Here is a 17565-nt window from a genome sequence, read left to right as displayed (position 1 = left end):
AAGTCAGTCAGTTAAGAATGACATCGCTCGAATAATACCCAGAGACAGGGGGTAATGCGTTAAGGGAGGTGCAGTGCATTTCCCAAGACAACAATAAAAATCCATTTTAACAATAGAGAGCTAACGATGAAAAAATGTTCAATGAAACTGTCACTACTAACCGCCGGGATGCTGGCATTCGGGACTTGTCATGCTGCTGACAGTGTCGCCTGGAGTTACCTGGGTGACGAGGGACCGGAAAACTGGGGCAGTCTCGCCACAGAATATGCCACCTGCAAGACGGGTAAAAACCAGTCTCCGGTAAATATCACCGATACGATAGAGGGTGACCTTCCATCACTAGAACTGGATTACAAAACCGGCGGCAAAAATGTCATCAACAATGGTCATACCGTCCAGGTCAATTATGTACAGGGCAGCACCATGCAAGTGGGCGATAACGCCTTTGAACTGAAACAGTTCCATGTCCACGCTCCCAGTGAAAACGCCATTAACGGCAAGCTTTACCCCATGGATGCCCACTTTGTACACGCCGACAAGGATGGCAATCTGGCTGTTATCGGGGTGATGTTTGAAATAGGCGAAACCAATCCCGAGCTTGAAAAAGCCTGGACACAAATGCCTTCAGAACCCAGTGGTCTGGTAGAACTGACCACCGCTGTCAACGCCTTGTCCTTGCTACCGGAAGATCATGATTACTATCGTTTCAATGGCTCCCTGACCACGCCGCCCTGCAGCGAGGGGGTTTCCTGGTTTGTGATGAAAGAACCCGTTACAGCCTCCAGGGAACAAATTGAGAAATTCAGCACTGCCATGGAGCACCCTACTAACCGGCCGGTTCAACCCATCAATGCACGAGTGATTGTGGAATAAGTTGAGTACGGGCCCCGTCGGCCAGCGCGTTCCGGCCGACGGGGCTGCGGCTAATGGCCATGCAAAAAGGTACTTTGTATTTTCCTATGGTCTGTGATATCTAGTACGGGCTTTTCAACGGATGTCCCGTTGGACAGATCGCAATCAAGGCGACCTTGTTCACAGATAACCGGATACGGGAAAAACATCTGATGTTTAGTCTATATGGTGCCATGTGCACCGATTACTAAAATAAAAAGGAGATAAATATGTCAAGTTGGTTCGAGCTCAACAAAACGCCAGATGGCGAGTACAACTTCAACCTCAAGAGCGAAAGCGGCGAAACTCTGCTTTCAAGCCCGAATTATTATTCCAAGGGCAATGCAAAGATGGACATCTCGGACGTCCAGCACAGCTGTGGATACGATGCCCTCTATGAGAAAACATCAGAGGGAAATCAGCATTATTTTGAACTGAAAACCCCGAAACGTCGGGTACTGGGAACCAGCCAGATGTTCAAAAGCGCTGAAGATCGCGACAAGGCACAGGCAGCTGTCAAAGCCAGCGGCGGGACTAAAACAATAAAAGAAACCTTCTAGTACTTTGCTACGGGAAATTTGGCCCGGCCCTGCCGGGTCAAGGTTCTCTACAGTCCGTCCTAAGCCCCCTTGCAACGCCACACACCATCACTCCAGTCTTAACTGAATCATTGACTGCACGACTCCAGGTATCCACATATTTATTTATACTCCGGACAGTTGCACTTCAGCCGCTTCATCCGGCCAATTTAAGTTATCATCTGTGGCAGAGCACATAGCCCGCTTTCAGCGAACTATCCATGTTGTGCCCCAAGGTGCCTCCACTCGAGAACCTTGGACAACAGCAGGGCTGGGCGCCGACTATCTGCTGCGACATCCATTTTTTAATTCAGGAATAAAAATCTCGTGAACGCGACGACTCATCCCGAAGAACCGGAACACAAACTGACCTTACGACACTTGCAAAAAGAGGACTATCCCAACTTAAAGGCATTAATGGATTATGTTTATCCGGGTCTCGGTGGTGCATGGCCACTGAAGAAATTCCGTGCCCAATTGGCTGTGTTCCCTGAAGGCCAGATCTGTATCGAGGATCACGGTATTATTGTGGCCGCAGCGTTTTCGGTCATTGTCGATTACGATAAATTTGGTGACCAGCACACCTATGAGGAAATCACCGGCGACGCGTATCTGACCACACACGACCCGAGTGGCGACGTATTGTACGGTGTGGATGTGTTCGTCTCGCCCGACTACCACGGCATGCGGCTGGGTCGCCGACTCTACGAAGCCCGCAAGGAACTTTGCCAAAACCTCAACCTGAAATCCATCGTCGCCGGGGGGCGGATACCCAACTACAAAAATTTTGCAGACAAGCTGACCCCACAGGCCTACATCGAGCAAGTCAAAAAGAAAGAAATTTACGACCCTATCCTGACCTTCCAGTTATCCAATGACTTCGAAGTGAAGCGGGTGCTGGACGATTACCTGCCGGAAGACAAGGAGTCCCGTGGTTACGCCACCCTGCTGGAGTGGCATAACCTTTACTACGACCCGCGCAAAGCCCCTTTGATTGGCGCACCGCGCACCACTGCCCGGATCGGTTGTGTTCAGTGGCAAATGCGCTCCCTCGGATCCGTCGAGGAGTTGATGCAGCAGGTTGAGTACTTTGTAGACGCGCTCTCCGATTACCAGTGTGACCTGGCCCTGTTCCCGGAGTTTTTCAACGCCCCGCTGATGGGGATAGAAAATCACAGCAACTCTATTGACTCCATCAAGGCGCTGGCGGAATTCACCGATGAAATTGTCGAGGCCGTCTCCCGGCTCGCAGTTTCCTACAACATCAATATCATCGCCGGCTCCATGCCGCTGATTGAAAACGATGAGCTGTTCAATGTGGCTTATTTCTGCCGTCGCGACGGCACCCTTGAAACCCAGTACAAGCTTCACCCCACACCCGGTGAAAAGCGCGCCTGGGTCATGCAGGGCGGCAATGGACTGCGTGTGTTTGATACCGATTTTGGCAAAATTGGGGTGCTGATCTGTTACGACGTGGAGTTTCCGGAGCTGGCTCGCCTGCTCTCAGAACAGGGCATGCAAATGCTGTTCGTGCCGTTCTGGACCGATACCAAGAATGGCTACCTCAGGGTGCGTTGCTGTGCCCATGCCAGAGCCATTGAAAACGAGTGTTATGTGGCAATCGCCGGCAGTGTCGGCAACCTGCCGAAAGTGGATGGCGCCGATATCCAGTATGCCCAGTCAGCGGTATTCTCGCCGTCAGACTTTGCTTTCCCGCACGATGCCATCATGGCCGAAACCACACCAAATACCGAGATGACATTGATTGTCGATCTCGATCTGGAGAAACTCAACAAGCTGCAGAATGAAGGGTCGGTGAGAAACTTCCTGGATCGGCGGCGTGATCTCTACAAGGTCGAGTGGATAGGTGAATAACGTCCACCGGTTCAGGACTGTGACTCAATGATAGAGAATCTTCACTCAGTCTATACGCACAACAAAACAGGATGATACCTATTGGTATCTCATCAGGCATAGAATAGTGATTGGATCTCTCGGGCAAGCATTATGACCACCGACGGCAAGACCCACTTCTTTGATCAACTTCAGAGTCCACCTTTCTTCAAAGAGCTCACTCTGGAAGCAGACACACATCTGAACAGCTATATAGACCTGTTTCTGGACGCCATTTGTGTGGTGGACAAAGCGGGGAAGTTTGTCTACGTCAGTGGAGGAGGTGAACGGATCTTTGGCTACACCAGTGAAGAGATGATTGGCAAGTGCATGATTGACCTGGTATTACCCGAAGATCGCGACATAACCCTGCAAACGGCCCGGGACATCATGTCCGGCAAGCACGAACCCCATTTTGAAAACCGCTATGTGCGCAAGGATGGCCAGATCGTTCATATCATGTGGTCGGCGCGCTGGTCCGACGCGGACCAGCTGCGTATTGCCGTGGCCAGGGATATCACCAAACGCAAACGCATTGAGGCCAGACAGGCGGCCCTGTTTGCCATTTCAGAAGCAGCCCACGCAGCAGAGGACCTGCCAACCCTGTTTGAACGGCTTCATCAAATTATTGAAAACCTGCTGCCGGCTGCCAGCTTTTCGATCGCTCTCTACGATGATCTTAAAAAAGACGTGTGTTTCCCCTACCACGCAGACAATCGGGCATCACCCTCGATGATCGATTCAACGGCCCACTGCGTAGAGGTCATCCGCACCGGCAAAACACTGCTTCTCTTGCCGAAGGATATCAATGAGCTGCGGGGGCTGGCAGACACCTCCTCCAGCTGGCTGGGAGTCCCCCTGAAGTCACAGCGGGGAACCATTGGTGCGATGGCCGTTTTGAGCCACCCGGATAACCCGCACTACTCGGATGAAGACCGGGAACTACTGCAATTTGTCTCCACGCAAGCTGCCGCCGCCATTGAGCGGAAGCAGCTGCTGGATCACCTGCAGCATATGGCGCTCTACGATCAGCTTACCGACCTGCCCAATCGGGCACTGTTCGGGGATCGCATCCAGTCCGCCCTCAGCAGAGCCCGTCGCGATGGGCTACGACTCTCCGTGCTCTATCTTGATCTGGATAAATTCAAGTTTATCAATGACAACTATGGTCACCCGGTGGGTGACCTATTGCTGAAGCAGGTCGCACAGCGTCTTGAGGAATGTGTCAGGGCGTCCGATACGGTATCGCGATTTGGCGGCGATGAGTTTGTGATTTTGCTCGAAAATATCGACTCCCCGGCAAACACTGCCGCCGTCGTGAATAAAATTCACCAGGCATTAAATCAGCCTTTTGTGCTGGGAAATCATAACATCGGCATACTTCCGAGCATTGGCGTGGCCCAGTTCCCGGACGATGGCGACGATGAGACAGAACTGTTGCGCCACGCTGACCATGCCATGTACCGGACCAAGAAAAGTACCCCCTGAGCTGCCCCTCCAGCAATAACCGAACAATTGTCACGGCAGACATTTTCATCTATTTGCCACAATCCGAAAAATACCCGAAATATCGAACTGTACCATTTGCGGCTATTATCACTTAACCTCTCCATTGCTTTGACTGGATAGGTAAAAACACCATACCGTTCGATCGGAAAAATCTGGCACCTGAGAACAGCGCATCGCACACCCGTCTAAAAGAACTGTCGGGAAAGGGGTCCCATTCATGCTGGGAAGTGTTTTTCTGGAAATTGGAGTCATATTGGGCCTGGCGGCAATTGGGGGATTTATTGCCCAATTTTTGCGCCAACCACTGATTGTCGCTTTTATTGCAATCGGCATTCTGGTGGGACCCTCCGGGCTCGGCATGGTTTCCCACAGCAGCGAGATCGAGCTGTTTGCCCGGCTGGGTATAGCGCTGTTGCTGTTCGTGGTCGGGCTGAAGCTGGATCTGCACATTATCCGTACGGTTGGCCCGGTCGCCCTGGCATCGGGGCTCGGACAAGTACTCTTTACCTCGGTCGTGGGTTACCTGATCGCCCTGCTCATGGGCATGTCGCCAGTCACCGCGCTTTACGTGGCTGTAGCCCTGACCTTCTCCAGCACGATTATTATTGTCAAGCTGCTGTCCGACAAACGGGAGGTCGACTCCCTGCATGGCCGAATCGCCGTGGGCTTTCTGATTGTTCAGGACATTGTGGTGGTACTGGTGATGATCGGCCTGACCGCCTTCGGTCAGGCTGAAGAAGGCATCAATATCGGCCGGGAAGCACTGGTGATTCTGCTTAAGGGCGCCCTGATGTTGATCGGGGTGGCACTGTTAATGCGTTATGTGTTGCCTCGGTTACTGCAGCGGATGGCGCATTCATCGGAATTGTTGATGCTGTTTGCTATTGCCTGGGCTGTGCTCGGCGCATCGATCGGTGATCTGCTGGGTTTCAGCAAGGAAGTGGGGGCCTTTTTGGCAGGCATCTCCATTGCCTCCACAGCCTATCGTGAACAGGTTGCCGCCAGGCTGGTGAGTTTGCGCGATTTCCTGTTGTTATTCTTTTTTATCGAACTGGGCGCATCACTGGATATTCTTAATCTGGGCGGCCAGTTGGGAACAGCAATGATCTTCTCGCTGTTCGTACTGGTCGGCAATCCGCTGATCGTCATGGCGATCATGGGGTATATGGGCTACCGTAAACGCACCGGCTTTCTGGCAGGACTGACAGTGGCACAGATCAGTGAGTTCTCCCTGATTCTGGCGGCACTCGGCCTCAGCCTCGGTCACTTGGAACAGGATACCGTAGGACTTATCACCCTGGTGGGCCTGATTACCATCAGCGTTTCCACCTATATGATCCTCTATTCTCACCCGCTCTATGCCCGGCTTGCTCCCTGGCTGAGCATTTTTGAGCGCAAAGTGGCATACCGGGAACTGAGCACCACGGCCGGCGATGAGGAAAAAGTCGATATCCTGCTGATTGGCCTGGGCCGTTTCGGCGCGTCCGTCGCCACCAACCTGCGCCAGCGGGGTTGCCGTCTGCTGGCAGTGGATTTCGACCCACAAGCCGTCCAGTACCACACCCGCGACGGCTACGCAGTGCGCTATGGTGATGCCGAAGACCCCGAATTCATCGCCTCACTCCCCCTGTCCCGGGCAACCTGGGTTGTCAGTACGGTTCGCGACCGCGCCATCAACCGGATGATATTGCATGGACTCAAGGAACAGGGCTATAAAGGTAAGGTGGCTATTTCAGCCGCCGGCAGTTACGACGCCAAGTTCTTTGAGCAAGCGGGTGTGGACATGGTATTGGTCCCCTATACTGATGCCGCCAGAGAAGCAGCAGCGCAATTGTTCCCACAAAAAAAGGCCGACAACCCGCAAGTCTGACAGGAGATCGAGATGAGTCAGTTCAAGCGTATTCTCTACGTATCGGAGCCCGCTGTTAGCCAGGAACTGGCATTTGCTCGCGCAGTATCACTGGCCATCAACAACCAGGCCGAGCTAACTGTGATTGACGTAATGCCCCCACCCTTTATCAGCGTACACCTGCCCCCTGAGGCACCGAGTTCAGCCGAGCTAAAAGCAAACCTGGTTGCAGAGCGCTACAACGTACTGCAATCACTGACAGAACCCTATTCACAGGATAGCCAGATCACCCTGACAGTGGTTGAAGGCAAGTGTTTTCTGGAAGTCATCCGGGCGGTTCTCAGAGACGGTCATGATCTGGTCATCAAACCGGCAGAAAATCCGGATTTTATGGAAAGGCTGTTCGGCAGTGACGATATGCACCTGTTGCGCAAATGTCCCTGCCCGGTTTGGCTGATAAAGGCAGATGAGAAGCCTAACTATCGTTGCATTATGGCCCCTCTGGATTTTGATCCGGGGGAGCCGGCATCGATAGAACAGGGCCCCAACCCACAGATCATTGAGCTTGCCACCTCGCTGGCAGGCCTGGATTTTACCGAACTGCATTTTGTGCACGCCTGGGATGCACCCGGTGAAATGTTGTTTCAGGTATGGAGTGACACCCCGGAAACGAGCAGCGTCAGTTATACCGAAGGTGAACGCGCACGACACCAGGCCGTTATGGATACCCTGGATCGCGAAATACATGCGCGGGTTGGCGATAAAGCCTACAACTACCTGTCACCGCAATTTCATTTGCGACAGGGGCCTGCACCGAGGGTCATACCGGCGATGGCCAAGCAATTGCAGGCAGACCTTGTCGTGATGGGGACACTGGGTCGCACCGGAATATCGGGATTGATTATCGGCAACACGGCTGAAGCCATTCTCGACCAACTGACCTGTTCAGTACTGGCCATTAAGCCGCCGGGGTTTGTTTCACCAGTGACCGTGGCTGAGTAGGCCGAGCGGATTAAGCCTGTCAGCTTCAAGTCATTTGCTTGAAAAACAGAAATCTATTACCTGCTAAAACCGAGAAAATGGAGCATTGTGTCATCATCACTCAAATCACGGGGGCGCGAGCAGTCCTCCGAAGAGGAAATTGCTAACAGTCTCAGCCATGGCGCAGGACTCCTGGCGGCTCTTATTGCCACACCCCCTCTGTTAATCCGTGCATCCCAACAGGACAACACCGGCTTCATGATCGGCTCGGCGGTCTTTGCCCTGACGATGATACTGCTCTATCTTGCATCCATGCTCTATCACGGTCTTCCCAGGGGACACAGAAAGAAACAGTTTCAGGTGATAGAACATTCGGCTATTTTTCTGCTGATCGCTGGCACCTACACCCCCTTTACCCTGGGAGCGCTGCGGGGCACATGGGGCTGGTCTCTATTGGCAGCGATCTGGTGTCTGGCAGCCACAGGCGTCATACTCAAGACCAGCAACAGGCTTAATCATCCGGTATTTTCCACCGGCCTTTATCTTTTAATGGGCTGGCTGATTGTGATTGCAGCCAATCCTTTGTGGCTTCACCTGCCGACACCGGGCCTGATCTGGCTCGCTTCCGGCGGCTTGGCCTATACCGTGGGGGTGGCCTTTTTCACCGCCGACGGCTATTTACGATACGGCCACTTTATCTGGCACTTGTTTGTCATGGCGGGGACTACTTGCCACTATATTGCCATTTTCAACTATGCGGCCTGACGGGTCCCATTCATAAGACTGTTTTGATACTGGACATTGCCTTATGTGGTTACGAACTACTTGCAGCATGAGCTTCGAAATCGACGTTCCGACACCCTTCATCTTCATGCTCAGGCCACGCAGCGGCGGACAACAAAGGGTGGCACGGGAGGAATACACGCTCACACCAGATTGTCCAATGGAGGAATTTACTGATAATTTCGGTAACCTCTGCCAGCGACTGCTGGGCCAACCCGGCCCCTTTTCCATCACCACCTCTGCCGAGGTAAAGACAGTGGATACCATTGAACAGGCCCCGGGCGCGCCTTTTATTGAAGTACAGTATCTGCCGGACTCCATGCTCTGCTATCTGCTTCCCAGTCGCTACTGCGAATCGGATCGCTTTGTCCAGATGGCCAACGAAATTACCGCCGACCAACAACCGGGCTACGATCAGGTCAGCGCCATTCAGCGCTGGCTGCGTGAGCGCATTCGCTATGAGCCTATGCTCGGTAATGATCAACTCTCTGCGGCAGAAGTAAACATGCGCCAGTGGGGCGTTTGTCGTGATTTTGCCCACTTGGGTATTGCCCTGTGCCGGAGTCTCAGTATTCCCGCCAGAATGGTCGTCGGCTACCTCTACGAGCTTGACCCTATCGATATGCATGCCTGGTTTGAGGCCTATGTGGGTGGCCAGTGGTACACCTTTGATGCAACACAACCAACACTGCGAGGTGGTTATGTGGCAATCGGCTATGGCCGGGACGCCGCCGATGTGGCTATTTACAACCAGTTTGGTCCGGCTGTCTCGCCGATCACGCAACGGGTAAGTGTGGTGCGGATAGACAGCGCCAGCGATTGATTCTGAGGAGCAACCAACACGATGTACCTGGAATTCTGGTTTGACTTTGGCAGCACCTATTCCTACCCCGCCGCCATGCGTATCGAGGCCCTTGCGGAGGAGAGAAACATCCCGGTACGGTGGCGACCGTTCATGCTCGGGGCCATTTTCAAACAACAGGGCTGGAACGACTCGCCATTCAACATCTACCCTGACAAAGGGCGCTACATGTGGCGTGATATGACACGAATCACCAGCCAGCTGCATCTGCCCTGGCAACAACCCTCTCGATTTCCGCGCAACGGCTTGCTCGCGGCACGGGCAGTCTGTACGGCACCGGATGCCCACTGGGTACCGCAGTTCTGTCGGGAAGTATTTCGCGCCAACTTTGAACGCGACGAGGATATCGCCTCACCCGAAGTCATCGACCAATGCTTGACCGCCAGCGGCACAGTTGCACAACCTGTCCTGGAAGAAGCCGGTTCAGAAGAAACCAAAGGTCGTCTTCATCAGCAAACCCGGATGGCCATCGAACAACATATTTTCGGTGCGCCCTCGTTTCTGGTGGGCAGGGAGCTGTTCTGGGGCAATGAGCGGCTGGAAACAGCGCTGGATTTAGCCGCCGGTGTTATCGCCTTTCCCGCTTATGAATAGACACCCAGAGCCAATACCTGAACTGCATGTATGAGCAACAGCCAGACCAATAGTTGATAGCCAAAAGGGTATCGCCCTATGATCGGGCGAAGCGTTTCCGGGAGCACTTATGCACAAGTCACTCTTTTTTTTCGCAGCCGGCTGCCTCGGGGCACTGGCCAATAGTCTCTCCGTCTGGATCTTTGGCGATCTCGGTATATCGCAAGCACTCGGAGTCGCTATTGCCCCGGGCCTATCGCCCCAATGGCTTTACCCGCGGATCGTCTGGGGTGGTCTGTGGGGGCTGCTGTTTTTACTGCCGATATGGCAATCGAGACTGGTCTGGAAAGGGATGGTGCTGAGTCTGTTTCCCACTGCAGTGCAGCTATTCATTGTATTTCCCCTGCAAGCACAGAAGGGTATAGCCGGCCTGGAACTGGGGCTGCTGACACCGCTGCTGGTACTATTTTTTAACGGGATATGGGGTATCTGCACCGCGCTAGCGATCAAACTGGCAAGATAAACAAAGATTACAGGGGTTTTGTAAACACATTAACAACTCTCCCCACTATTTCACATACAGACACGATGGCAGGCTTTGACTACCCTTAAGCTAGTGATCAAGCAATTGCAACAGGAGCGAGTATGTCCAAGTATCAGTCCACAACCTCATCGGTTATTGGCGACAACACCTACACCTTTTACGACTTTAAGGGTGTGTCCGACAAATACGATATTACCCGGCTCCCCTATTCACTGAAGATCCTGCTGGAAAACCTACTCCGGCATGCCGACGAGGATTTTGTTCAGGACCGGGATATTGAAACGGTGGCCGGTTGGGATCCGCAGGCAATACCGAGTGAGGAAATCAATTTTGTACCGGCGAGAGTCCTGTTGCAGGATTTCACCGGCGTCCCCGCAGTCGTCGACCTGGCCGCCATGCGCGATGCCATGCGAGAACTGGGTGGCTCACCCGACCGGATCAACCCCCTTTCCGCCGTGGACCTGGTTATTGACCACTCCGTCATGGTGGATTTTTACGGTCACGAGGATTCGTTTAAAAAGAATACCGCTCTCGAGGTGACTCGCAACCGGGAGCGCTACCAGTTCCTGCGCTGGGGACAAAAAGCCTTTGAAAACTTCAAGGTTGTTCCTCCGGGCACCGGCATTTGCCATCAGGTCAATCTGGAATATCTCGCCCAGGCAGTCTACTCAAAAACCATTGACGGCAAGCTGGTGGCGTACCCCGATACGCTGGTCGGCACCGACTCACATACCACCATGATCAACGGCCTGGGGGTACTGGGCTGGGGAGTTGGCGGCATCGAGGCGGAAGCCGCCATGCTGGGGCAACCCATCAGTATGCTATTACCCCAGGTCGTGGGCTTCAAATTGACCGGCAAGTTACCCGAGGGCGCCACCGCCACCGATCTGGTGCTGACCGTGACCGAACAACTGCGCAAACACGGGGTGGTATCAAAATTTGTCGAATTTTTCGGGCCGGGGCTGGAAAGTCTGTCGCTCGCTGATCGAGCCACTATCGGCAATATGACACCGGAGTACGGTGCAACCTGCGCTATTTTCCCTATCGACCGGGAAACCATTAACTACCTCAAACTCACCGGCCGCAGTGATCAGCAACTGGCCCTGGTGGAAACCTACACCAAAACTGTCGGGATATGGCATGACGAAAATACCCCGGACGCAGAGTACAGCTCGTTGCTGGAGCTCAATCTGGCCGATGTGGTACCCAGCCTCGCGGGACCAAAGCGCCCCCAGGACCGGGTTCCTCTCTCGGCTATGGCCAACCACTATCGCGAGCTGCTGGATGATGCCATCGCCACACGCACTGACCAGATTCAGGCACGGAACATGGATGACGAAGGCGCGGCCATGGAAGAGCCGGAAGATACCGCTCACGAAATCACCTTTCGGAATCAAAATTTTCAGCTCCATGATGGGGCAGTGGTCATTGCCGCTATTACCAGTTGCACGAACACCTCCAATCCGAGTGTCATGTTGGCAGCGGGCCTGCTCGCCCGGAAAGCGAGACAGCGGGGACTTACCGTAAAACCCTGGGTCAAAACCAGCCTGGCCCCCGGCTCGAAGGTAGTCACCGAATATCTGGAGCAGTCCGGATTGCTGGAAGATCTCGAAGCGATGGGCTTCTATCTGGTGGGCTATGGCTGCACTACCTGTATCGGCAATTCAGGGCCACTGCCCGATGAGATAGCCGAATCCATCCGCGCCCGGAATCTCACAGTAGCGTCGGTGTTGTCTGGTAACCGCAATTTCGAAGGCCGTATCCATTCCGATGTAAAAACCAACTATCTGGCATCGCCCCCTCTGGTGGTGGCCTATGCGCTGGCCGGCAGTATGTTGCTGGATCTGAAAAACGAGCCCCTGGGCGAAGACGCGGAAGGACGTGCCGTTTACCTGAAGGACATCTGGCCATCCTCAGAGGAAATCAAGGCGCTGGTTAATGCCCATGTGGCAGCCGGGCTGTTCCGGGAAAAGTACGCAGATGTCTATAGTGGGGACGAGGAATGGCAGAACCTGCCGGTATCCGGTGGGGAGCTGTACAGCTGGCCAGAATCCACCTATGTCCGAAAGCCGCCTTTTTTTGAGGGCATGACCGCCGAGCCAGCAGCGATAAAACCCATCAAACAGGCGCGCTGCCTGCTGAAACTGGGGGACTCAATCACCACCGACCACATCTCTCCAGCTGGCAGTATCGCCAAGGACAGTCCGGCGGGACACTATCTGATTGAACAGGGTGTGGAGCCGAAGGATTTCAACTCCTATGGATCGCGGCGGGGCAACCACGAGGTGATGATGCGCGGCACCTTTGCCAATGTGCGGTTGCGCAATCAACTGGCTCCGGGCACTGAGGGCGGATGGACCACTTACTTTCCCGATAATTCGTCGATCAGTGTGTACGACGCCGCCATGAAATACCGGCAAACCGAAACACCCCTGGTGGTGTTGGCTGGACAGGAATATGGCACCGGTTCCTCCCGGGACTGGGCGGCCAAGGGGACTATTCTACTCGGCGTCCGGGCGGTAATTGCCAAAAGCTTCGAGCGCATTCATCGCTCCAATCTGGTAGGCATGGGGGTTTTGCCGCTGCAGTTCAGTGACGGGGAAGATGCCGATTCGCTGGGCCTGGACGGCACCGAGTATTTCGATATTCCCACTATTGACGCCGACCAACGCGAGTTGTCTGTCACAGCAACCGGCGAGAAGGGAACCCGCACTTTCTCCGTCACTGTGCGCATCGACACCCCCAATGAATTCGACTATTTCAGGAATGGTGGCATTCTGCACTATGTACTGCGCAAGCTCACCGGCACACAGTGAACCTGTAGCAGGAACAAATCCCGTATTTCAGTTCGCGTCAGCGAGACGGGGGTAATCGGTGTACCCTCGCTCGTCGCCGCCGTAAAAGCTGGCGGAGTCCCACTCATTCAGCTGGGCATGACAACGGAAACGCTCGGGGAGGTCGGGGTTGGCAATAAACGGACGGCCAAAGGAGACCAGGTCACAACGGCCTGCCTTGATCCGTCGGCGTGCCTCATCGGCCGAGTATCCGCCATTGGCGATATAACAACCTTTGTACCCCGCCCGGATAGCATCGATTACCTGCTCGGGCCGACCGCCCGCATGGTTGCCCTGAAAGGAATCCTCCACCACCTCAAGGTAGGACATCCCGGTCCGATTCAGCCGCTCGGCAAAGGTCCCATAGGTGGCCACTGGGTCATCGTCATACATATCATTAAAACTGCCGGTGGGGCTGACCCGGATGCCGGAACAATCGGCACCCCAGACAGAGAGAACGGCATCCACTACCATCATCGGAAAACGCAGCCGGTTTTCTAGAGAACCGCCAAATTCATCGTCGCGCTGATTGCTGCCGCTGCGCAAAAACTGGTCGATCAGATAGCCATTTGCCGCGTGGATCTGAACACCGTCAAATCCGGCCCGCCGGGCGTTCTCCGCGCCGACCCGGTATTGATTGACGATGCCTGGAATCTCGTCTTTGCTCAGTGCCCTGGGCTGGGGGATATCCACCATGCCCGAATCGGCGCTGATAAAAGTCTGCGCTCCGCGGGGCTTGATTGCAGAAGGCGCCACGGGCTGCGCACCCTCCGCCTGTAGGGCGGGGTGAGAAATCCGGCCCACATGCCAAAGCTGTAGATGTATTCGGCCCCCCGCCTGGTGTACAGCATCCGTGACCCTACGCCAGCCATCGATTTGCTCGTCCGTATAGATGCCGGGAGTAAATACATAACCTTTACCCTGCCGGGAGATCTGGGTTGCTTCACTGATAATCAGCCCCGCACCAGCCCGCTGCCGATAGTACTCCGCATTCATTTCGTTGGGGGCATCACCTGGTTGGGTGGCTCTGGAGCGGGTCAGCGGTGGCATGACAATACGGTTAGGCAACAACAGGTTACCGAGCCTGAAAGGTTCAAAAAGTATGTCAGCCTGCGTGCTCATCTTCCTCTCCTGTTCCTGTTGCAATGATCTGTCAGTCCGGCACGCACCAGTTTGGCATCCTGACTGCTGCTACCGCATACATATCACAGGATCAGTGTACATTCGGTGAACTGACTAGCCACCGACCCGTGACGGGTAATGGAAATATATGTTTTCCTGGAAAGAATTCCCCGACAATATCTGACAGTGCCGACAAATCCACCTGCTGTGGCCCATAATCAGTATCATATAGCTATGTTACAGCTTTGTCGGATCGCACAGCACGACAAATAACCAAACCGATATTTGTGGGAGTAAATCATGCAGCAACCGGTCAATCGCCAGGTAATCCTCAAATCAAGGCCTTCCGATATTCCACAGGCGGAGAACTTTGCTGTTATCGAGTCGGCGATACCCTCTCTGAACGACGGACAGGTGCTGGTTCGCAATGTATATCTCTCGGTTGAACCAGCGATGCGCGGCTGGGTCAGCGCAGTGGCCAATTATTCAGAACCGGTGGCGATAGATGGTGTGATGCGCAGCCTTACCGTGGGACATGTAGTGGAGTCGCGCCATCCCGACTTCCAGAATGGCGAGGTTGTCACAGGCATGTTTGGCTGGCAGGACTATGCGGCCGTCGAGGCAGCCGCCATTCAACGCAAGGTGCCCGATAACGGACTACCGATCTCCACAGCGCTCGGCGTTTTGGGAATCAATGGATTAACCGCTTATTTTGGACTTTTCGATCTGAGCCAGCCGGGCCCGGGCGACACCGTGGTTGTCTCTACCGCCGCTGGTGCAGTGGGCTCCTGTGTGGGCCAACTGGCCAAACTGCATGGTTGCCGCACCGTCGGTATTACCGGTGGTCCCGAAAAAGTGGATCTTTGCCGAGAGGTTTTTCAGTACGACGAAGCAATTGATTATCAAACTGATGATTTCGAAGCGGCCCTCGCCCTGGCCTGTCCGGATGGCGTGGATATCTATTTCGATAATACCAGCGGTCCGATCAGCGATGCAGTGATGCGACACATCAATGTCGGCGCACGTATCACCCTTTGCGGCACCGCCTCAATCACTCGCTGGGATCCCATCCCGCAGGGACCAAGAGTACACCGGCAGCTATTGGTCAACCGGGCTAGAATGCAGGGCTTTCTGGTATTCGATTATGTGGATCGCTATGCTGAGGCGCTTGAAAAGCTGACCCCTCTGGTTCGCAATGGTGAGCTTCGATACCGGGAAGCCATTCTTGATGGCATCGATCAGGCACCGGATTCAATCGCCAGCCTTTACCGTGGCGACAATCTGGGCAAACGCTTGATCCGTATCGCACCTGACAGTATTTAACCGACGGTAAAACACAGGGTGGTAGCCCTTTAACCCGGTTCTCTACCATCACACACTACAGCAACCCATAGAAAATGATGCCCGACCATGACGCCATCCTATCTCACTGACATCATCGCCCTGCTGGTGGCGGCTGTCATTGCTGTACCGCTGGCTCAGACACTGCGGCTCGGTGCTGTACCGGGTTTTCTGATCGCCGGGCTGGCAGTGGGACCTTACGGATTTGGTCTGATCAATAATGTCAGCGACATCAGTCACCTCGCTGAAATCGGTGTGGTCTTTCTACTGTTTGTAATTGGTATCGAACTGAAACCTTCCCTGCTCTGGCAGATGCGCCGCCTGGTCTTTGGCCTGGGCTCCCTGCAGGTATTGTTGACTGCGGTTCTGATCGGCAGCATTGCCTATTTTCTATTCGATATTCCCTCCCACGCAGCTATTTTGATTGGCCCGGCACTGGCCCTGTCTTCCACTGCTTTTGTCATCCAACTAATCGCCGATCAAAAGCTGATAAATTCGAGCTATGGCCGCTCCTCTATCGCTGTGCTACTGATGCAGGATCTCGCCGTCGTCCCTTTACTGGCACTGGTTCCTCTGCTCTCCGGGCCAGAAATCAAAATGGATGACGATATCTGGCTGACGCTGATCAAATCCGTTTCGATTGTCGCGCTGGTAGTCTTTGTGGGACGTTATCTACTGCACCCACTCTTACACCGGGTGGCCATGTCTGGTAGCCGCGAAGTATTCACGGCTTCGGCAGTACTGATTGTGATGGGCACCGCGCTGGCCACTGAACATGCCGGTCTGTCCATGGCGATGGGGGCCTTTCTGGCGGGCATGCTGATCTCCGACTCATTTTACCGCCATCAGGTAATTGCAGAAATTGAGCCCTTTCGCGGCCTGTTGCTCGGTATGTTTTTCATGTCCATGGGGATGTCGCTGAATATCGGCCTCCTGCTGGACAAACCGTTCCTCTCCCTTGGCCTGCTCGGCCTCCTGTTGCTGGTAAAAATGCTAGTGCTGTTACCGATCTGTCTCCTGTTTGGGCTAAAAACCCGGGTCAGCCTGGCCGTCGCACTGATACTTGCCCAAAGTGGCGAATTTTCTCTGGTGCTTTTTTCTCTCGCCAATAAATCCGGACTGCTCGACACAGCATTGTTTCAGCAACTTTTACTGGTAGTGTTGCTGAGCATGCTTGCGACCCCGTTACTGGCAAGGAAAGCGGAAAAACTGGCGAAATCACAACACGGAGAACAGCATAAGCCTGAAGCTATCGCCGAAGCACCTATAGTTCTGGCGGGCTTTGGCCGGGTTGGCTGCAATGTCGGGGAGATTCTCACCCGATCTGGCAAATCGTTTGTCGCGTTGGATGCAGACCCCGAGATCGTCAAGCGGGAGCGAGCCAACGGCCACCCTGTCTATTTTGGCGATGTTCGAAAACCCGAAGTTCTTATATCCGCGGGCGCAACCAATGCCCAGGTCATCATCGTCACCATCAATGACTCGAAAGCCACAGAAGAGATCGTCGCCTCTCTGCGACGCACTTACCCCAAGAAGCATATCTATGCCCGTGGTCTCGGTCTGCCCCAATGCCAGTCCCTGAGTGACCTGGGTGCCAACGGGGTAGTTTCAGAAAACCTTGAGGCCAGTCTCGAACTGGCCAGAATGGCATTGACAGATATGGGCGTATCAGATGCCATACTGCTGGATACGATCGACAAGTTTCGCCATAGGTACCAGAGTCTGATCAAGCGCACCAAGCTCGACGAACCCTAAACCCGCGAGAAGCGGCTCTGAGCCCCAAAACCTGGCGGCAATCAAATAAA

14 protein-coding genes are annotated in these 17565 nt (G+C 54.1%); 13 read left to right on the top strand and 1 reads right to left on the bottom strand.

Features of this window, described 5'->3' with window-relative positions; all coding sequences use genetic code 11:
* Nucleotides 1-126: 126 nt before the first annotated feature.
* From AACZ64_RS00395 to acnA, 11 genes are all read left to right on the top strand, one after another.
* Nucleotides 127-873, top strand: a complete 747-nt coding sequence (locus AACZ64_RS00395; protein ID WP_293613968.1) for a carbonic anhydrase family protein — start codon at nt 127-129, stop codon at nt 871-873.
* Between the two features lie 248 nt (nt 874-1121).
* On the top strand, nt 1122-1451 hold the full coding sequence (locus tag AACZ64_RS00390; protein WP_293613969.1) for a YegP family protein: 330 nt from the start codon (nt 1122-1124) through the stop codon (nt 1449-1451).
* Between the two features lie 345 nt (nt 1452-1796).
* On the top strand, nt 1797-3344 hold the full coding sequence (locus tag AACZ64_RS00385; protein WP_293613970.1) for a bifunctional GNAT family N-acetyltransferase/carbon-nitrogen hydrolase family protein: 1548 nt from the start codon (nt 1797-1799) through the stop codon (nt 3342-3344).
* Between the two features lie 132 nt (nt 3345-3476).
* On the top strand, nt 3477-4850 hold the full coding sequence (locus AACZ64_RS00380; RefSeq protein ID WP_293613971.1) for a GGDEF domain-containing protein: 1374 nt from the start codon (nt 3477-3479) through the stop codon (nt 4848-4850).
* A gap of 238 nt (nt 4851-5088) precedes the next feature.
* Nucleotides 5089-6741 carry a cation:proton antiporter family protein gene (locus tag AACZ64_RS00375; RefSeq protein WP_293613972.1) on the top strand — a complete coding sequence of 551 codons (1653 nt, stop codon included), beginning with the start codon at nt 5089-5091 and terminating at the stop codon, nt 6739-6741.
* 12 nt (nt 6742-6753) lie between these two features.
* Nucleotides 6754-7722 carry a universal stress protein gene (locus tag AACZ64_RS00370; protein ID WP_293613973.1) on the top strand — a complete coding sequence of 323 codons (969 nt, stop codon included), beginning with the start codon at nt 6754-6756 and terminating at the stop codon, nt 7720-7722.
* 87 nt (nt 7723-7809) lie between these two features.
* Nucleotides 7810-8466 (top strand): hemolysin III family protein, encoded by a 657-nt coding sequence (locus AACZ64_RS00365; protein ID WP_293613974.1) that lies wholly within the window; start codon nt 7810-7812, stop codon nt 8464-8466.
* Nucleotides 8467-8509: 43 nt separating this feature from the next.
* Nucleotides 8510-9307, top strand: coding sequence for a transglutaminase family protein (locus AACZ64_RS00360; RefSeq protein ID WP_339639574.1), 798 nt, complete (start codon nt 8510-8512; stop codon nt 9305-9307).
* A 21-nt stretch (nt 9308-9328) separates the two neighbouring features.
* Nucleotides 9329-9940, top strand: coding sequence for a 2-hydroxychromene-2-carboxylate isomerase (locus tag AACZ64_RS00355; RefSeq protein ID WP_293613976.1), 612 nt, complete (start codon nt 9329-9331; stop codon nt 9938-9940).
* 109 nt (nt 9941-10049) lie between these two features.
* On the top strand, nt 10050-10442 hold the full coding sequence (locus AACZ64_RS00350; RefSeq protein ID WP_293613977.1) for a hypothetical protein: 393 nt from the start codon (nt 10050-10052) through the stop codon (nt 10440-10442).
* A 122-nt stretch (nt 10443-10564) separates the two neighbouring features.
* Nucleotides 10565-13279: an aconitate hydratase AcnA gene (acnA, locus tag AACZ64_RS00345; RefSeq protein WP_293613978.1), complete on the top strand. Its 2715-nt coding sequence runs from the start codon at nt 10565-10567 to the stop codon at nt 13277-13279.
* Between the two features lie 27 nt (nt 13280-13306).
* Here acnA and AACZ64_RS00340 read toward each other — a convergent pair whose 3' ends face one another.
* Entirely contained in the window at nt 13307-14419 is a 1113-nt protein-coding gene (locus AACZ64_RS00340; protein WP_293613979.1) for an alkene reductase, read from the bottom strand.
* Nucleotides 14420-14719: 300 nt separating this feature from the next.
* On the opposite strand from AACZ64_RS00340, the gene AACZ64_RS00335 reads away from it, so the two are divergent.
* Together AACZ64_RS00335 and AACZ64_RS00330 are read left to right on the top strand one after the other, a co-directional pair.
* The gene (locus tag AACZ64_RS00335) at nt 14720-15742 is read left to right on the top strand and encodes an NADP-dependent oxidoreductase (protein WP_293613980.1); all 1023 of its coding nucleotides are present in this window, start codon (nt 14720-14722) and stop codon (nt 15740-15742) included.
* Between the two features lie 87 nt (nt 15743-15829).
* Nucleotides 15830-17515 (top strand): monovalent cation:proton antiporter-2 (CPA2) family protein, encoded by a 1686-nt coding sequence (locus AACZ64_RS00330; protein ID WP_293613981.1) that lies wholly within the window; start codon nt 15830-15832, stop codon nt 17513-17515.
* Nucleotides 17516-17565 lie beyond the last annotated feature (50 nt).

The organism is uncultured Porticoccus sp. (assembly GCF_963975625.1).
In the GTDB taxonomy this organism is placed as follows: Bacteria; Pseudomonadota; Gammaproteobacteria; order Pseudomonadales; family Porticoccaceae; genus Porticoccus.
The sequence above is the reverse complement of the archived record's forward strand: the minus strand, read 5'-3'. Positions and strand labels throughout refer to the sequence as shown.